The organism is Cupriavidus lacunae (genome assembly GCF_003353055.1).
GTDB classification, from domain to species: Bacteria; Pseudomonadota; Gammaproteobacteria; order Burkholderiales; family Burkholderiaceae; genus Cupriavidus; species Cupriavidus lacunae.
In genome coordinates this window covers 72,167-87,564 of the sequence record NZ_QKWJ01000023.1, presented here as the reverse complement: position 1 = coordinate 87,564, position 15,398 = coordinate 72,167, and the positions used below count along the sequence as shown (strand labels likewise).

The 15,398-nt window shown below is 67.3% G+C and carries 13 protein-coding genes and 2 pseudogenes; 6 read left to right on the top strand and 9 right to left on the bottom strand.

Features of this window, described 5'->3' with window-relative positions; translation table 11 throughout:
* Positions 1–18: 18 nt before the first annotated feature.
* The 5 genes and pseudogenes from DN412_RS19255 to DN412_RS19235 form a co-directional block, all read right to left on the bottom strand.
* Positions 19–1,335 (bottom strand): FMN-binding glutamate synthase family protein, encoded by a 1,317-nt coding sequence (locus DN412_RS19255; RefSeq protein ID WP_115213062.1) that lies wholly within the window; start codon positions 1,333–1,335, stop codon positions 19–21.
* Position 1,336: 1 nt separating this feature from the next.
* The gene (locus DN412_RS19250; RefSeq protein ID WP_115213061.1) at positions 1,337–2,029 is read right to left on the bottom strand and encodes a GltB/FmdC/FwdC-like GXGXG domain-containing protein; all 693 of its coding nucleotides are present in this window, start codon (positions 2,027–2,029) and stop codon (positions 1,337–1,339) included.
* Positions 2,017–2,430 (bottom strand): annotated as a pseudogene (locus DN412_RS19245) (class II glutamine amidotransferase domain-containing protein); the annotation flags it as partial. The gene DN412_RS19250 and the pseudogene DN412_RS19245, both read right to left, overlap by 13 nt.
* Positions 2,429–3,496: pseudogene (gene glnT / locus DN412_RS19240) on the bottom strand (type III glutamate--ammonia ligase); the annotation flags it as partial. The pseudogenes DN412_RS19245 and glnT, both read right to left, overlap by 2 nt.
* Before the next feature lie 121 nt (positions 3,497–3,617).
* Positions 3,618–4,802 carry an NAD(P)/FAD-dependent oxidoreductase gene (locus DN412_RS19235; RefSeq protein WP_115213060.1) on the bottom strand — a complete coding sequence of 395 codons (1,185 nt, stop codon included), beginning with the start codon at positions 4,800–4,802 and terminating at the stop codon, positions 3,618–3,620.
* A gap of 157 nt (positions 4,803–4,959) precedes the next feature.
* On the opposite strand from DN412_RS19235, the gene DN412_RS19230 reads away from it, so the two are divergent.
* Positions 4,960–5,991 carry a LysR family transcriptional regulator gene (locus DN412_RS19230; RefSeq protein ID WP_115213059.1) on the top strand — a complete coding sequence of 344 codons (1,032 nt, stop codon included), beginning with the start codon at positions 4,960–4,962 and terminating at the stop codon, positions 5,989–5,991.
* A 4-nt stretch (positions 5,992–5,995) separates the two neighbouring features.
* Here DN412_RS19230 and DN412_RS19225 read toward each other — a convergent pair whose 3' ends face one another.
* The gene (locus DN412_RS19225; RefSeq protein ID WP_115213058.1) at positions 5,996–7,369 is read right to left on the bottom strand and encodes a heavy metal sensor histidine kinase; all 1,374 of its coding nucleotides are present in this window, start codon (positions 7,367–7,369) and stop codon (positions 5,996–5,998) included.
* Entirely contained in the window at positions 7,366–8,055 is a 690-nt protein-coding gene (locus DN412_RS19220; RefSeq protein WP_115213057.1) for a heavy metal response regulator transcription factor, read from the bottom strand. The genes DN412_RS19225 and DN412_RS19220 overlap by 4 nt, the downstream gene beginning before the upstream one ends.
* Before the next feature lie 166 nt (positions 8,056–8,221).
* Between DN412_RS19220 and DN412_RS19215 the strand changes: the two genes are divergently transcribed.
* The 4 genes from DN412_RS19215 to copD are packed head-to-tail and all read left to right on the top strand — an operon-like array spanning position 8,222 to position 12,434.
* Entirely contained in the window at positions 8,222–10,060 is a 1,839-nt protein-coding gene (locus tag DN412_RS19215; protein ID WP_115213056.1) for a copper resistance system multicopper oxidase, read from the top strand.
* 26 nt (positions 10,061–10,086) lie between these two features.
* Complete coding sequence (locus DN412_RS19210) at positions 10,087–11,070, top strand: copper resistance protein B (protein ID WP_244222695.1); 984 nt, start codon at positions 10,087–10,089, stop codon at positions 11,068–11,070.
* Between the two features lie 47 nt (positions 11,071–11,117).
* Entirely contained in the window at positions 11,118–11,504 is a 387-nt protein-coding gene (copC, locus tag DN412_RS19205; protein WP_115213054.1) for a copper homeostasis periplasmic binding protein CopC, read from the top strand.
* Positions 11,505–12,434 carry a copper homeostasis membrane protein CopD gene (copD, locus tag DN412_RS19200; protein WP_115213053.1) on the top strand — a complete coding sequence of 310 codons (930 nt, stop codon included), beginning with the start codon at positions 11,505–11,507 and terminating at the stop codon, positions 12,432–12,434. It begins immediately after the preceding gene.
* Between the two features lie 93 nt (positions 12,435–12,527).
* Here the strand turns inward: copD and DN412_RS19195 are convergent, their stop codons facing one another.
* Positions 12,528–13,856: a tetratricopeptide repeat protein gene (locus DN412_RS19195; protein ID WP_115213052.1), complete on the bottom strand. Its 1,329-nt coding sequence runs from the start codon at positions 13,854–13,856 to the stop codon at positions 12,528–12,530.
* Positions 13,857–14,073: 217 nt separating this feature from the next.
* Between DN412_RS19195 and DN412_RS19190 the strand changes: the two genes are divergently transcribed.
* The gene (locus tag DN412_RS19190; protein ID WP_115213051.1) at positions 14,074–14,514 is read left to right on the top strand and encodes an FKBP-type peptidyl-prolyl cis-trans isomerase; all 441 of its coding nucleotides are present in this window, start codon (positions 14,074–14,076) and stop codon (positions 14,512–14,514) included.
* Positions 14,515–14,527: 13 nt separating this feature from the next.
* Here DN412_RS19190 and DN412_RS19185 read toward each other — a convergent pair whose 3' ends face one another.
* The gene (locus DN412_RS19185; RefSeq protein WP_115213050.1) at positions 14,528–15,364 is read right to left on the bottom strand and encodes an MlaA family lipoprotein; all 837 of its coding nucleotides are present in this window, start codon (positions 15,362–15,364) and stop codon (positions 14,528–14,530) included.
* Positions 15,365–15,398 lie beyond the last annotated feature (34 nt).

Genomic DNA, 15,398 nt, shown 5'->3' with positions numbered 1-15,398 from the left:
GTTTTTTTGCGCGCGCTGTCAGTATCCACCTTGCCCAGGCACCCACGCGGTGCCGGCAAGCGGCACCTGTGTCATCGCTGCCGCCTCGACGGTCAGCGCGACGAGGTCTTCGGGCTCCAGGTTGTGCAGGTGCGACTTGCCGCAGGCACGCGCGATGATCTGCGCTTCCATCGTCATGACCGACAGGTAGTTTGCCAGGCGCCGCCCGGCCTGTACCGGATCCAGGCGGGCAGCCAGTTCCGGATCCTGTGTCGTGATGCCTGCGGGATCCCTGCCTTCATGCCAGTCGTCGTAAGCCCCCGGAACGGTCCCGAGCTTGCGATACTCGCTGGCATGGCGCGGGTCGTTGTCGCCCAGCGCGACCAGTGCTGCCGTGCCGATGGCAACGGCATCGGCCCCAAGGGCCAGCGCCTTGGCGACGTCCGCGCCGTTGCGAATGCCGCCGGACACAATCAGCTGGACCTTGCGATGCATGCCCAGGTCCTGAAGCGCCTTCACCGCGGGCCGGATCGCCGCAAGGATGGGGATGCCCACATGCTCGATGAACACCTCCTGCGTCGCGGCGGTGCCGCCCTGCATGCCGTCGAGCACCACCACATTGGCGCCGGCCTTGATGGCCAACGCCACGTCATAGTACGGGCGGGTGGCGCCGATCGTAGACGGGCTTTCCCAGTCGGTGATCTCGCGTAGCTCCAGGATCTTGATTTCGAGGTCGTCGGGGCCGGTCCAGTCCGGATGCCGGCATGCCGAGCGTTGATCGATGCCTTCCGGAAGGCATCGCATGCCTGCCACGCGCGGGCTGATCTTCTGCCCCAGCAGCATGCCGCCGCCGCCGGGTTTCGCGCCTTGTCCGATAACCACTTCGATGGCCTCAGCCTTGCGCAGGTCATCGGGGTTCATGCCGTAGCGCGAGGGCAGGTACTGGTACACCAGCGTCTGCGACTGGCCACGCTCCTCCGGCGTCATGCCACCGTCGCCCGTCGTCGTGCTCGTGCCGGCAATGGTGGCGCCACGTCCCAGTGCTTCCTTGGCCTGCGCGGACAGCGCGCCGAAGCTCATGCCGGCAATGGTGACCGGCGTCTTCAGGTGAATCGGCGTTTTGGCGTAGCGCGTTCCCAGTATGACGTCGGTCCCGCACTTCTCCCGGTAACCTTCGAGCGGATAGCGGCTGACCGAGGCACCCAGGAACAGCAGGTCATCGAAATGCGGCAGCTTGCGCTTGGTGCCTCCGCCGCGGATCTCGGCCATGGTGGCCGGGTCGAATGTCGCGGAGAAGCGCGGGGGAGTCTGGGTGGCGCTCAATGCCAGCGCCGGCGGTTGGGTCGGGGCATTCATCTCAGTAGGCTCCAGCGTGATCGACATGGAAGTTGTAGAGCGTGCGGGCCGAGCCGTACAGCTTGAACGACGACGGGTCGACATCCACATGGCCGGCGCGCTGGAGCAGGTCGGCCAGCACCTCGCGTTCGCGCGGGCCCATGGTCTTCTCTTCGCAATCGGCGCCCAGGCTCCTGACCTTGCCGCGCACGTAGATAGCGGCTTCGTAGAGCGAGTCGCCGAGCGCTTCGCCTGCATCGCCGAGCACCACCAGGTTGCCCGCCTGTGCCATGAACGCGGAAAAACTGCCGACGGAACCGCCGACGACGATATCGGCGCCCTTCAGGGAAATCGCGCAACGCAGGCCGGCATCGCCGTCGATCACCAGCAGGCCGCCCCGGGCGGTGGCGCCCGCGGCGTTGGAAGCGAAGCCCCTGACATGGACCTTGCCGCTCATCATGTTCTCGGCGACGCCCGTGCCGGCGCTGCCGTGGATCGTCACGTTGGCGCCTTGATTCATGCCGGCGGCGTAATAGCCGGCATGGCCTTCGATGACCACGTCAACAGGCGCATTCAGTCCGGCAGCGATCGCGTGCGCGCCGTTCGGGTTGTCGATCTGCACGCGCAAGCCGCCTTCCGCGCGCACGTTCTTGTGCAGGTACTGGTTGACTTCACGCAGGGGCGTGACCGCGAGGTCGAATTTCACGCTTTCCATACGTACATCTCCTCGGGTGCGGGTTCGAAGACCGTGGCGTGCCTGACGCCTGGCAGGTGGGCCAGCGAGCGGAATTCCGACGCGATGGCGACGTAGTCGTCGGTTTCGGCCACCACGGCGGGCTTGCAGGCAAAGGGATCGCGGATCAAGGCCAGTTCCGTGGGCGTTCCCATCAGGAAGGTGTAGAAACCATCGAGGACATCAAAGCCCGCCTGCAGCGCCTGCTCTAGCGTATCGCCTTCGCGCAGCCGCCATTCCAGGAATCGCGTGGCTGCTTCAGTGTCGTTATCGGTGTCGAACCGGATGCCATGGGGCGCCAGCATGCGCCGGATTCCGTTGGGGTTCGACAGGGAGCCGTTATGCACCAGGCAGAAGTCCTCGCCGGCGGTGAACGGATGGGCGCAGTTCCAGCCGGCCCCTGGGGATGCGGATCATGCTCGAGCGATTGTTGTCGCCATAGCTGATATACGCGGGCGCCCAGGTGGCGCCGGTGAGGGAACGGCCAACCACGAGCCGCTTGTAGGAGTTGACGGTGGGCGCGCAGAGCGCCGTGAGCGCTGGCGCATGGGCCAGCAGGCCGCCAAGGAAGTGATAGGCCAGTGGGGACAGGTCCAGCCCGCGCGGGTCGCTCTTGTCTGCAAACAGGTTGCGCTGGCCATTGCCGATCGACATGTGCATATGCATGCCGTTGCCAGGGCGGTTCGCAAAGGGCTTTGGCATGAACGAGCACACCAGGCCCAGCTCATTGGCGATTTCCGATGCCGCCATCTTGAAGAAGATAAAGTGGTCGCAAGACGTCAGGCAGTCGGTGAAGGTGTAGTTCAGCTCGAATTGCCCGTTGGCGTCTTCGTGGTCGATCTGGTAGACATCGATGCCCGCCGCGCGCAGGCTGTTGGCAAGACGTTCCAGGAAGGATCGCGTGCGCGACAGCCCCTTGTAGTCGTAGCAGGGCTTGGCCAGCGTATCGCTCGGGTCGCACGGTGCGATGCTGCCTTTGTCGTCACGGCGCAGCAGGGAAAATTCGGGCTCCAGGCCGGTATAGAAGGTGTAGCCGCGTTGCGAGAGCCTGGCGATCTGCTGCTTCAGGACGACCCGGCTGTCGTAATGCCATGGCGCACCATCGACATGCCCTTCGCATACGATCCGGGCCAGGCCCGGCTGCCATGGCACGAGTCCGATGGTGCTGAGGTCCCCGCGCGCCATGAAGTCCGGGCCATGCGGCTCGATGCCGACGCCCCAGATGGCAAAGCCGGCAAAGCCGGCACCCTCCGACAGGACCGAACCAAGATGCGCCACGGGCACCGATTTGGCCTTGGCGACGCCGTGGATATCGACGAACTGCGCGAGGACATAGCTGACGCCGCGCGCCAGCAAGAAGCCCTGCGCTGCTTCGACGGTGTTGAACCGCGGAGCCGGGGTCAGCGCCCCGGCTGGCGCGGCAAGATGCCCACTCAACTCTGACTTCATGGATCCAGGCTCCTTCCGACTTTAGAATGCGCCTCGCAGCGCCAGGCGCATGACTTGCTCCACTGGGAAGCTAATCTGCGATGAATCCTGGGGAGCAACAAGTGTGCCCATCAGGCGGGGCTCAGGACACCGCACCAAGACCGTACTTGCCCGTCAGCTGCCCGCCATTGCGGAAGCGCTCCAGGGAATAAGGGGCAATATCAATGTCGGTGTCCATGCCCAGGGCTGCCTGGGCAAGCACGCGTCCGACCGCGGGGGCGAGCTTGAAGCCGTGGCCCGAGAAGCCGTAACCCACCACCAGCCCCGGCACATCGGGCAGACGCCCGAGCACAGGATTCCAGTCGGGCGTCACGTCGTAGACGCCCGTCCAGGACGAGGCAATCCCGGCGGTTTCATAGGCGGGAAATCGCCCGGCGACTTGCGCGCCGACTTCCACCATGTAATCGATGCTGATGTCGCCCTGCTCGTTGTCCGGAGCCGGCAGCGTCTCGCGTGCAATGCCCTCGCTGACCAGCATCTGCTTGCCGCCATAGCTGCGGCAATACAGCATGCCGGGCGAGCCGAGGTCCTTGTACACCGGCATCTGGAACGTGTAGGGCGATGCAGCCTCCAGTGCCAGCACGGCATGGCGCTCGGGGACGACCGGGCTGGCAATGCCGGTCCAGCGCTCGATATCGGTCGCCCAGATGTTCTGCGTGCTGATGACGGTGCCGGAAAGGAATGTGCCTTGCGAAGTTTCAACACCGGCGACTTCCCCTGCGTCGAGCAACAACCGTTCGACTTCGACGCCTTCCAGGATCCTGACTCCGAGGCGGCGCGCCGACCGCGCAAAGCTGGTGGCCACCAGGTAAGCGTCGGCAAAGCCGGCTTCCGGCTCGTAGCCGATCAGCGCGGCGTCATCGAAGCGGGCAATCGGAAGCAGGCTCTGCGCTTCCTGTGCATCGAGCCAACGCACGTCGATCCCCTGTGCCTGTTGGGCCGCCAGTGAAGTACGCAGCGGCGACAGCCTGGGGCCGTCCAGCGCGGCGATCAGGTAGCCGCACTTGACCATGCCCGCGGAGGCTTCTTCGTCGCCCAGGTAAGCGGCAAAGTCGTTGAACACCTGCCATGACGCTTGCGCCAGCCGGACGTTTTCAATGACCGAGTAGTGCGTGCGCAGAATGCCGCTGGACTGGGAGGTCGTCCCCGCGCCGATCTGCGTGCGGTCGAGAACCAGCACGTTGGTGCAGCCCTCGCGGGCGAGATGACAGGCGACAGAACTGCCGATTACGCCGGCTCCGATAACGATCGCGTCATAGCTTTGCATGGAAACTTCCTGCCAGGAACAGAACTGGATGCAAGCCTAGGAGCGAAGGCAGCCCGGAGCTTTAGATGAAGGAAGATTTATATAAAAGTTTAGATTTCCTTAAATTATAGAAGTTATAGTGAGCGTGCCGATACCGTTTCCGATTGCAGGCAAGCACATGGCCAAGTCCGCTCCCACGCCCTCTGCGATTACCCCAACCGGGCGCCGCGAGCGCGTGCCCGACCTGCACGCGCTCCAGACCTTCATGGCCGTCTGTGAGTCCGGTTCCATGGCATTGGCCGCACGGCGGCTTGGCGTCAGCCAGAGCGCGGTCAGCCAGATGATCCGCTCGCTCGAGAGCGAGTACGGGATCCTGCTTTTCGACCGGGAAGTTCGGCCGGCCAGGCCTACGCGCGCCGGGAATATCCTGCTGGAGATGGCCGACCGCCTGCTGGCCGACGCCCGGCATGTGGATGAGGAACTGCGCAAGCGCGTGCGGCTGGAGCATGCCCAGATACGTTTCGGTTGCGTGGACTCCTTTGCCGCGACGCTGGGGCCGGCGTTGATTCGCGGCCTGTCGGGGTCTGCCAGGCAAATGCAGCTATGGTCTGGCTTGACCCCGGGCCTGAATGCGCAATTGCTGGGCCGGGAGCTGGACCTGGCGATCTGCACCGAAGTGCCGGTAACCGACGCACGCATTGCGCAGCGACTTCTGTTTTCCGAAAGCTGGGTCGCCGTATTTCCCAAGGGCAGCCACGTATTGCCGTTATCCGAGGCGCGAGACCTCGCTGGCCGTATCGGCGATCTGCCGCTGATCCGGTACACGCAGCGCTCGGTGATCGGCCAGCAAGTCGAGCGATACCTGCGTCACATCGGCGTGGATGCGGCGCGCCGGTTCGAGTTCGATGCGACGGACCCGCTGCTGAGCCTGGTGGCAGCGGGACTCGGGTGGGCCGTCAGCACGCCCCTTTGCCTCTGGCAATCGCGGGCGTGGCTGGAGCAGGTCGACCTGGTGCCGATGCCGCCGTCGCGGCTGGGTCAGCGCGATTTCTACCTGCTTTATCGAAGGTCGGAATGGTCCGACCTCGCCGAAGATATTGCCCGACTCACCCGGACGGCGCTCACGCGGGAGCTTCTTCCCGCGATACGTGCCATGCTGCCTGGATTGCCGGCGGATGCGATCACGGCTGGCACGGCTGAATCTCCCTGACGCCCTACGCCTTGAACGTCAGAACAAAGCGAGTCCTTCCCCCCGCCGATTCCACCCCGATTCCCCCACCATGCGCGGCCACAATCGCCTGCGTAATCGCCAGCCCCAGCCCGGCGCCATCGGACTCGGGCCGCGCCCGCGACTTGTCGGCACGGAAGAACCGGTCGAACAGCGATGGCAGCAACTCCGGCCGGATGGTGTCGCCTTCGTTCTCGACCACCACCGTTACCGCCTCGGAAGCGGGCGAAATCTCCACCACGATGCCCTTGCCCGCGGGCGTATGTCGCAACGCGTTCGACAGCAGGTTGCTCAGCGCGCGCCGCAGCATCAGCCGGTCACCGGTGATACGGCCACGACCGCGCAACGACAGCCGCACACCCTTGTCCTCGGCCAGCGCATCGTAGAAATCGAACAGCGCGGCGACCTCATCCGCGACCTCGATCGGCTCCGCGTTGGGCAGCGAGATGCCGTGTTCCATCTTGGCCAGGTAAAGCATGTCCGACACCATGCGCGACAGTCGCTGCAGCTCTTCCACGTTCGAGGCCAGCACGTCGCGGTACTTGGCCGCATCGCGCGGCTGCGACAGCACCACCTGGGTCTGCGTCATCAGGTTGGTGATCGGCGTGCGCAGTTCGTGCGCGAGGTCTGACGAGAATTCCGACAGGCGCGCGAAGTCGCGCTGCAGGCGTTCCAGCATGGCGTTGAGCGTGGCGGCGAGGTCGGCCATTTCCACCGGCACGGCATCGACCGGCATGCGCTCGTCGAGCTTATGCGCGGTGACGGCGCGCGCGCGTGAGGCCATGGTGCGCAGTGGCGACAGGCCGCGGCGAGCGGCCCACCAGCCCAGCAGGCCGCTCGCCAGTGCGGCCAGCGCGCTGTAGAAGGCGAGCGACTGGCCGAAGGCGTGCATGAAGTGGGCATGCAGGGCCGTGTCCATGCCAACCACGACCTGCAGCGGCCCCGGCTGTCCGGCCGGTACCGGGGCCAGCGCGCGCAGGCCGCGGTAGGTCTGGCCGCCCTGTTCCCAGGTGAAGGCGTCCTGCCGGGCCGGCAGTTGCGCGGCGGCGGCCAGCGCCATGCCGAAGTCGAAATCCTGCGTGGCATACAGGCGCTTGCCGTCGGCGGCGCGCACTTCGGCGACGAAGCCGGGATGGTGTTCCAGCGCCGGGCCCAGGCGCTGCGGCAGCGACGCCGCCGGGCCCTCGGCCGCGATCTTCCGGATCAGCCGCACGTTGTCGCCCAGCACGGTGTAGTCCTCGTCGGCGAAGTGCTTGTCGATGGCCAGCCAGATCAGCACGCCCAGGCCCAGCAGTACCGCGGCGGACGACAGTGAGAACAGGATGGTGAGCCGTGCCGTCAGCGACATGCGGCCCTTCATGAGCGGTTCTCCTCCGGCGCTTCCAGCACATAGCCCATGCCGCGCACGGTCTGGATCAGCTTGGGCTCGAACTCATCGTCGATCTTCGCGCGCAGGCGCCGGATGGCCACGTCGATGACATTGCTGTCGCTGTCGAAATTCATGTCCCACACCTGCGAGGCGATCAGCGAGCGCGGCAGCACTTCGCCGCGGCGGCGCGCCAGCAGTTCCAGCAGGGCGAATTCCTTGCTGGTCAGCGTGATGCGGCGCCCGGCGCGCGTGGCCCGGCGGCGCGTCAGGTCCAGCACCAGGTCGGCCACCTGGATGCGGTCCAGCGCCATCTGCGCGGTGCCCCGGCGCAGCAGCGTGCGCACGCGCGCGAGCAGCTCGGAGAAGGCGAAGGGCTTGACCAGGTAGTCGTCCGCGCCCAGCTCCAGCCCCTTGACCCGGTCGGCCACGCTGTCGCGCGCGGTCAGGAACAACACCGGCACGGCGTTCTGCGCGGCGCGCAGCGCCTGCACGATGCGCCAGCCATCCATGTCCGGCAGCATCACGTCCAGGATGATCAGGTCGTAGGGCTCGGTCATCGCCAGGTGCTGGCCGTCCAGCCCGTTGGCCACCAGGTCGACGACGAAGCCCGCCTCGGTCAGCCCCTGGCGCAGGTATTCGCCGGTCTTGGATTCGTCCTCCACCACAAGCAGTTTCATCGGCACATTCCTTGTTCAATCGATCCCTCTGCAGGACCTGGCAACTCTACGCCGGCGACGCCGCCGCCAACATGACGGGAAGATTACCGGATTGTCATGTTCCGGTCAGGCGTGCGTAGGGTGACCCTCGCTACGCTTGGCATGCTTTTAACCAGGATCTGATGCCATGCGACGCCACCCAAGCCCCGGCCTTGTGCTGCCCGATTTCCGACGACGCCGCTTCGTGCAGGGGCTGGCCGCCGGCGGCGTGGTGGCCGGCCTGTCCGGCATCGGCGGCAGCGCCTGGGCGCAGCATGCGGGCCACGGCGCCGGCGAGCGCGCCGGGCAGCCTGCGCCAGCGGGCACAGGCTCGGCGCCGGTGCTGCGCGGCACCGAGTTCGACCTGGTGATCGGCGAAGCGCTGGTCAACTACACCGGCAAGCCCGCCATCGCCACCACCATCAACGGGCTGCTGCCCGGCCCCACGCTGCGCTGGCGCGAGGGCGACACCGTCACCATCCGCGTGACCAACCGCCTGCGCGAGGCTACCTCGATCCACTGGCACGGCATCATCCTGCCGTACCAGATGGACGGCGTGCCCGGCATCAGCTTTGCCGGCATTGCGCCTGGCGAGACCTTCACCTACCGCTTCAAGGTCGCGCAGTCCGGCAGCTACTGGTACCACTCGCATTCGGGCTTCCAGGAGATGACCGGCGTCTACGGCGGCATCGTCATCGATCCGGCCTCGGGGCAGGAAACCATGCGGGCCGACCGCGACCACACCGTGCTGCTGTCGGACTGGACCGATGAAGACCCGATGCGGATCCTGACCAAGCTCAAGATCCAGGGCGACTACTACAACTACAACCAGCCGACGGTGGTCGACTTCTTCCGCGACGCCTCGCGCGACGGGCTGAAGCAGGCGCTGGACAAGCGCCGCATGTGGAACCAGATGCGGATGAACCCGACCGACCTGGCGGACCTGTCCAGCGCCACGCTGACCCACCTGGCCAACGGGGTCACGCCGGCGGGCAACTGGACCGGCCTGTTCCGCCGCGGCGAAACCGTGCGGCTGCGCTTTATCAACGGCTCGGGCAATACCTTCTACGACGTGCGCATTCCCGGGCTCAGGCTGCGGGTGGTGCAGGTCGATGGCCAGGATATCGAGCCGGTCACGGTCGACGAATTCCGCTTCGGCCCCGGCGAAACCTGCGACGCCATCGTCGAGCCGCGCGACGATGCCTACACGCTCTTCGCGCAGTCGATGGACCGTACCGGCTATGCGCGCGGCACGCTCGCGGTCAGGGAAGGGCTGGCGGCGCCGGTGCCGGCGCTCGACAAGGCCGAGTGGCTGACCATGACCGACATGATGGGCGAGATGACGGGGCATGGTGGCCACGGTGGCATGCAGCATGGCGCCATGCCGATGCAGGGCATGGACCACGCCGGCATGGACCACAGCCAGCACGCCATGGCCCCCGCCGATCCGCTCAAGGTCCCCAGCAAGACCGCACGCCATGCCCGCACCGAATACGGTGCCAGCACCGACATGCGCGTCGACATGGCCCGCACCAACCTGGACGACCCCGGCATCGGCCTGCGCAACAACGGCAGGCGCGTGCTGACGCTGGCCGACCAGCACACCATCGGCGGGGCCATGGATGCGCGCGGCCCCGGGCGCGAAGTGGAGCTGCACCTGACCGGGAATATGGAGCGTTACACCTGGTCGTTCGACGGCGTCGAGTTCGGCAAGTCGACGCCGATCTACTTCAAGCATAACGAGCGGCTGCGCGTGATCCTGCACAACGACACCATGATGACGCATCCCATGCACCTGCATGGCATGTGGAGCGAACTGGAAGCACCGGACGGCAGCTTCCAGGCACGGCGCCACACCATCCCCGTGCAGCCGGCGCAGCGCATCAGCTTCCAGGTCACCGCCGATGCCCTGGGACGCTGGGCCTGGCATTGCCACCTGATGCTGCATATGGATGCGGGCATGTTCCGTGAAGTGGTGGTGGCGTGATGGCACAACGTGAATTCGCAATCTCCATGCACAGGAACACGAAGACGATACTGGCCGCGGCGCTGGCACGGACCGCAATGGGCGCAGCCTACGCGCAGGACCCGCAGGCCGGCCATGCGCACAACCACGACGTCCCGGCCGCCATGCAGGGCATGGACGATAGCCAGATGCAGGGCATGGAGCCGGACGGGATCCAGACCATGGACGGTGGCGGCGCGCCGCAGGAGACTGCCCCCGTCATGGACCATGGGGACACGCAGATGCAGGGCGGCAGCGCGCCGCCCGACGCCCGCGATCCGCACGCCTACTCCGGCGGCTACCAGCTGGGGGTCGGCCAGTACGCGCTCGGCGACAAGCGCCAGATGGTGATGGCCGACGAGCACCTGTTCGCCTCGGTGCTGGTCGACCGCCTGGAGTGGGCCCATGCCAACGGCGGCAATGCGGCCGCCTACGAGGCGCAGGCGTGGCTCGGCAACAGCTACGACAAGCTGGTGATCAAGGCCGAGGGCGAGGCGTCGAAGGGCAAGCTGCACGAGGCCCGCACCGAGCTGCTGTGGGGCCATGCCGTGGCCAGCTACTGGGACACCCAGCTGGGCCTGCGCAACGACGCCGGCAGCGGGCGCCCGGCGCGCAACTGGCTGGCCTTCGGCGTGCAGGGGCTGGCGCCGTACTGGTTCGAGGTCGATGCCACCGCCTATGTCGGCACCAGCGGCCGCACCGCATTGCGGCTGTCCGCGGAATACGAACTGCTGCTGACCCAGCGCCTGATCCTGCAACCGCGTCTCGAAGCCAACCTCTATGGCAAGAACGATCCGGAGGTGGGCATCGGCAGCGGCTTGTCCAACGGTACCGTGGGGCTGCGGCTGCGCTATGAATTCAGCCGGCAGTTTGCGCCCTATATCGGCGTGGAGCGCTACCAGGCCTTCGGCAATACCGCCGACATGATCCGGACCTCGGGCGGCAAGGCGGGCGAAACACGCTTCGTGGCCGGTGTCCGGATCTGGTTCTGACACGACACCTTCCACATCAACTTCCACATCCCTGAGCGGAGACCACCATGCATGCCCATCGCCCCCTGATCCACGCCATGATTGCGGCCACGGCCGCGCTGGCCAGCAGCCTTGCCTTCGCACACCCGAAGCTGGTGTCGTCCACGCCGGCGGACAAGGCCGAAGTGGCGGCGCCGCAGAAGATCGAACTGCTCTTCTCCGAAAGCCTGGTCACCCAGTTTTCCGGCGCCAACCTGGTGATGACCGGCATGCCGGGCATGGCCGGCCATGCGCCGATGAAGATGGCCGTGAAGGTCTCCGGCGGCGACGACCCCAAGGCCATGGTGATCACGCCGGCGCAGCCGCTGCCGGCGGGCAGTTATCGGGTGGACTGGCGCGCGGTCTCGTCCGATACCCATCCCGTCACCGGCAATCTCGCCTTCACGGTGAAGTGAATGCCGCAACCTGACTGGCTGGCCGCCGGGCTGCGCCTGGCGCTCTATGTCGACTTGGCCTTGCTGTTCGGGCTGCCGCTGTTCTGCACCTATGCACTGCATCGGGGTGAACGGGCCTCACGCTTTGCGGTGCGTTGCCAGGCGCTTGCGCTGGGCTGTGCCGTAGCGGGCATCGTGCTCTCGCTGGGCGCCCTCGTCGTGATGGCACGGTCGATGACCGGGGTGTCCGACTACTCCGCATTGCAGGGCCATGTCTTCATGATGATCGTCACGGGGACGGATTTCGGCGTGGCCTGGTCGGTGCGCGTGGGGGCCTTGCTGCTCTGCGTGCCGGCGGGCATGACGTGGCGCAGCGGCGGTGCGCGTTTCGCAGCGCTCGCAATGCTCGGCGGCATCGCCCTGGGCACGCTGGCCTGGGGCGGGCACGGCGCGATGCACGACGGCGCCATGCGCTACCTGCACCTGGCCTCCGACGTGGCACACCTGCTCGCCGCCGGCGCCTGGGTCGGGGCGTTGGCAGCGTTCCTGCTGCTGTCGGTGTCCAGGGCGGCTACGAATGGTGAGGACGTTGCGCTGCTGAGCCGCACGTCAAACGGCTTCGCACGCGTTGGCACCGTCATCGTCGCCACGCTGATGCTGTCCGGCGCGCTCAACTACTGGCTCATCGTGGGACCGGCCATGCCGGAATTCGCGCCGATGTCCTATGGCGGGCTGCTGGTGGCAAAGCTCACGCTGTTCGCGGCGATGCTCGGCCTGGCAGCCGCGAACCGCTTCCGCCTGAGTCCGCGGCTGGCATCGGCCGTTCGGGCAGGGAAGCCCGGCTTGGCGATACAGGCGCTGCGGCGCAGCCTGCTGCTGGAGGCGGGCGCCGCCACGCTGGTCCTGGCGCTGGTGGCTGTGCTGGGCATGCTGTCGCCGGCGCCAACGTGAACCCGAGGCAATCAAACGCAGGCGATCAGGCGCCCGGCACGGATCACCGGCGGCCGCAGTACGGGCGGCGATCCGTGGCGTTGCCGTGAGGGTCTATGTCCGGCATGTATCGGCGCGCTGCACCAGCCGGTGCAGGCTCGGGCTCATGGGCTTGAGCGCGGCGCGTTCGCCCGTGAGCGCGATGGCCAGGTTACCGCGGCCGTCGCGCAGGGCGGCCTCGATCAGGGTCAGGCCGATGACGTCGCGCTGCGCATGGCTGCCGCCGAAGCGATGGGCGATCAGGCGCACCGGCATCAGCAGGTCGATGGCGGTGGCGTAGTCGCCCTGGTCGAACGCGATCAGCGCATCGGCCAGCGGCAGCCCCACCTCGCGCGACATCATCGCGTTGGTGCCGTTGCCCAGGGCGGCGCGCTCCAGCGCGGCACGGACATGGTCGGCCGCGGCGGGCCGGTGCGCGCCCAGGCTGGCCATCACGGCATGGACATCGTTGAAGGCGTAGTAACCGGCCGCGCCGCGGCCCAGCCAGTCGTCCGCCACCGGCTGCCAGCGCCCGCCCAGGTCCACGCCGCGCAGGTGCAGCCGCCACAGCAGCGCGGAGGCATCCACCAGGTCCAGCGCGATCGCCGGCGCGGGGCGGTTGATATGGCCGTCGTACAGCGCCAGCACTGCATCGGTCCGGCCGTCTTCGAGCTGGAACAACGCCAGGTGCCACCAGTTGTGCACGGCCAGCATATTGTCCCCGGCCCAGTCGTCGCGGCGCCCGTCCAGCCAGGCGATGCCGTCGGCCAGCCGGCCCTGCATCTCCATCACGTGCGCCACCGCGTGCACGGCCCACGGGTCGCGCGGATTGAGTTCGAGGGCGCGCCGGCCGCTTGCCTCGGCGCGGTCGTAGAGCTGGGTCTCCTCCAGGCCGAAGGCATGCATGCCAAGCAGGTAGCCGTAGCCCGGCATGCCCGCATCCCAGTGCGGCAACGCCTGCGCCAGGCGGTCGCGCAGCATCGAGGATTGCCCCAGCATGAAGTCTTCGAGATGCGCGGTCTGGATCGCCAGCAGGTCGCGTGGATAGTCGATCACGATATCGCCGTAGAGCCGGACCGAGCGCTCGAACTCGCCGTCCAGCCAGGCGCGTGCCGCGGCAATGTGGCGGCGCTCGCGGTCGTTGGCGCGGCCGTGCAGGGCTTCGCCGGCTTCGACGCTCTGGCGCAGCATGGGCTCGGCGGTGCCGTCGCCGGCGGCCACCATCAGCGCGGCGCGCAGCGCGTGGCCCATGGCGAATTCGGGGTCGGCGGCCAGCGCCGTGTCGATGGTGGCGAGCGGGTCGCCGTAGTAGCCGTTCAGCAGGCGCAGGGCCGCTTCATACTGCTCGACCGAGCGGGCGTTCCGGGTCGAGACCGGGAGGTCCCTTGAATCCGTCAGTGCCATGGCAATCTCCGTGCGCCCGCGGCAGCGGGGCTGTCACGAACCATCGTAGACGGCAAATCGTCTGGTGTAACGGGTGGGGAGGGGTGCGGCGCACCATGCCCGCCGCACGGCGCATGGCCGGGGTGCGTTGTGCGCTATATGCCGCTGCCGCCATATCGTTGCCGTGCGTCGGTTAAACTGCCGCATCCCCAATCACGACCTCAAGACCAGGCTTCCCATGAAAACTCTCGCGCTTTTCCTCGGCACCCTGACCATCGCCGGCGCGGCTTGTGCTGCGCAGGCCGCCCCGGCAGCTTCGGCCCCGGCCGCGCCCGCGGCGGCGCCGCAGACGCTGGCGTCGGGCATGACCATCCAGCACCTGATCAAGGGCAATGGCGCCTCGCCCAAGGCCACCGACACGGTGCAGGTCCACTACCGCGGCACGCTGGCCGACGGTACCGAGTTCGACAGCTCGTACAAGCGCGGCCAGCCGATCTCGTTCCCGCTCAACCGGGTGATCCCGTGCTGGACCGAGGGGGTGCAGGCGATGCAGGTGGGCGGCAAGGCCAGGTTGACCTGCCCGCCGGCCACGGCCTACGGCGCGCGCGGCGTGCCGGGCACGATCCCGCCGAATGCCACCCTGACCTTCGAGGTGGTGTTGCTGGGGGTCGGCGGCTAAGGCTGCCTCAGCCTCAGCGCGGCGCCTGCGGCTGCGTGGGTGCCGGCGCGCCTGCAGGCGTGGCAGGCGCCGCAGGTGCTGCAGGCGCAGCAGGTGCTGCAGGTGCTGCAGGCGCTGGCCCGGCGCCTGACTCCTCGTCGTCACCGTAGTCCGGCAACGCCGTGTTCTCCCCGAGCAGGTAGCGGCGCCGCTGCAGGTAGCCGTCGCGCACAAAGGCGTACTTGTCCAGCGCCGCCAGCTTGAGCAGGTCGGTGGCGCCCAGCAGGTTGGTGCGCACGTCGACCACATTCAGCCCGTACAGCGAATTGCGCACCGCCGGCTCGGCATAGGTGGTGGGATCGAGCCAGAAATTCACATACAGGCCCACGCCGTCCCGGAACGAGCTGGGGCCGAACACCGGCAGCACCAGGTAGGGTCCCGACGGCACGCCCCACGTGCCCAGCGTCAGCCCGAAGTCCTGCGAATGCTTCTGCAGCCCGGCTGGCGTGGCAATGTCGATCAGTCCGCCAATACCCAGCACGGAATTGATCGCGACCCGCATCAAAGTCTCCGCCGCCTCCACGCCCTTGCCCTGCAGCAGGTTGTTGGCAAAGTTGCCCACGTCCGCGAGGTTCGAATAGAAGTTGGTGACGGCGGTGCGCACCGGCTCCGGCGTGACCGCCTTGTAGCCCTTGGCCACGGGCACGGCCACGTACTGGTCGAGCTTGTCATTGACGGTGAAGACCGCGCGGTTCATCGGCTCCAGCGGGTCGTCGGGATTGGCCTGGGGGCCGGTGGCGCAGCCCGTGAGCAGGGCCGCGGCGACGGTGGTGGCAAGGGTCGGAAGGCGAAGGGAAAGGCGGACAGGCATCGAGGCGGGACAGGTTCGGTCGCGAGCGGTTGGT

Coding starts and splice junctions, on each gene's coding strand:
- DN412_RS19250 (WP_115213061.1), bottom strand. CDS start 2,029: ATGGAAAGCGTGAAATTCGACCTCGCGGTCACGCCCCTGCGTGAAGTC.
- DN412_RS19215 (WP_115213056.1), top strand. CDS start 8,222: ATGCGACGCCACCCAAGCCCCGGCCTTGTGCTGCCCGATTTCCGACGA.
- DN412_RS19220 (WP_115213057.1), bottom strand. CDS start 8,055: ATGAAACTGCTTGTGGTGGAGGACGAATCCAAGACCGGCGAATACCTG.
- DN412_RS19235 (WP_115213060.1), bottom strand. CDS start 4,802: ATGCAAAGCTATGACGCGATCGTTATCGGAGCCGGCGTAATCGGCAGT.
- DN412_RS19225 (WP_115213058.1), bottom strand. CDS start 7,369: ATGAAGGGCCGCATGTCGCTGACGGCACGGCTCACCATCCTGTTCTCA.
- DN412_RS19190 (WP_115213051.1), top strand. CDS start 14,074: ATGAAAACTCTCGCGCTTTTCCTCGGCACCCTGACCATCGCCGGCGCG.
- DN412_RS19185 (WP_115213050.1), bottom strand. CDS start 15,364: ATGCCTGTCCGCCTTTCCCTTCGCCTTCCGACCCTTGCCACCACCGTC.
- DN412_RS19210 (WP_244222695.1), top strand. CDS start 10,087: ATGCACAGGAACACGAAGACGATACTGGCCGCGGCGCTGGCACGGACC.
- copD (WP_115213053.1), top strand. CDS start 11,505: ATGCCGCAACCTGACTGGCTGGCCGCCGGGCTGCGCCTGGCGCTCTAT.
- copC (WP_115213054.1), top strand. CDS start 11,118: ATGCATGCCCATCGCCCCCTGATCCACGCCATGATTGCGGCCACGGCC.
- DN412_RS19230 (WP_115213059.1), top strand. CDS start 4,960: ATGGCCAAGTCCGCTCCCACGCCCTCTGCGATTACCCCAACCGGGCGC.
- DN412_RS19195 (WP_115213052.1), bottom strand. CDS start 13,856: ATGGCACTGACGGATTCAAGGGACCTCCCGGTCTCGACCCGGAACGCC.
- DN412_RS19255 (WP_115213062.1), bottom strand. CDS start 1,335: ATGAATGCCCCGACCCAACCGCCGGCGCTGGCATTGAGCGCCACCCAG.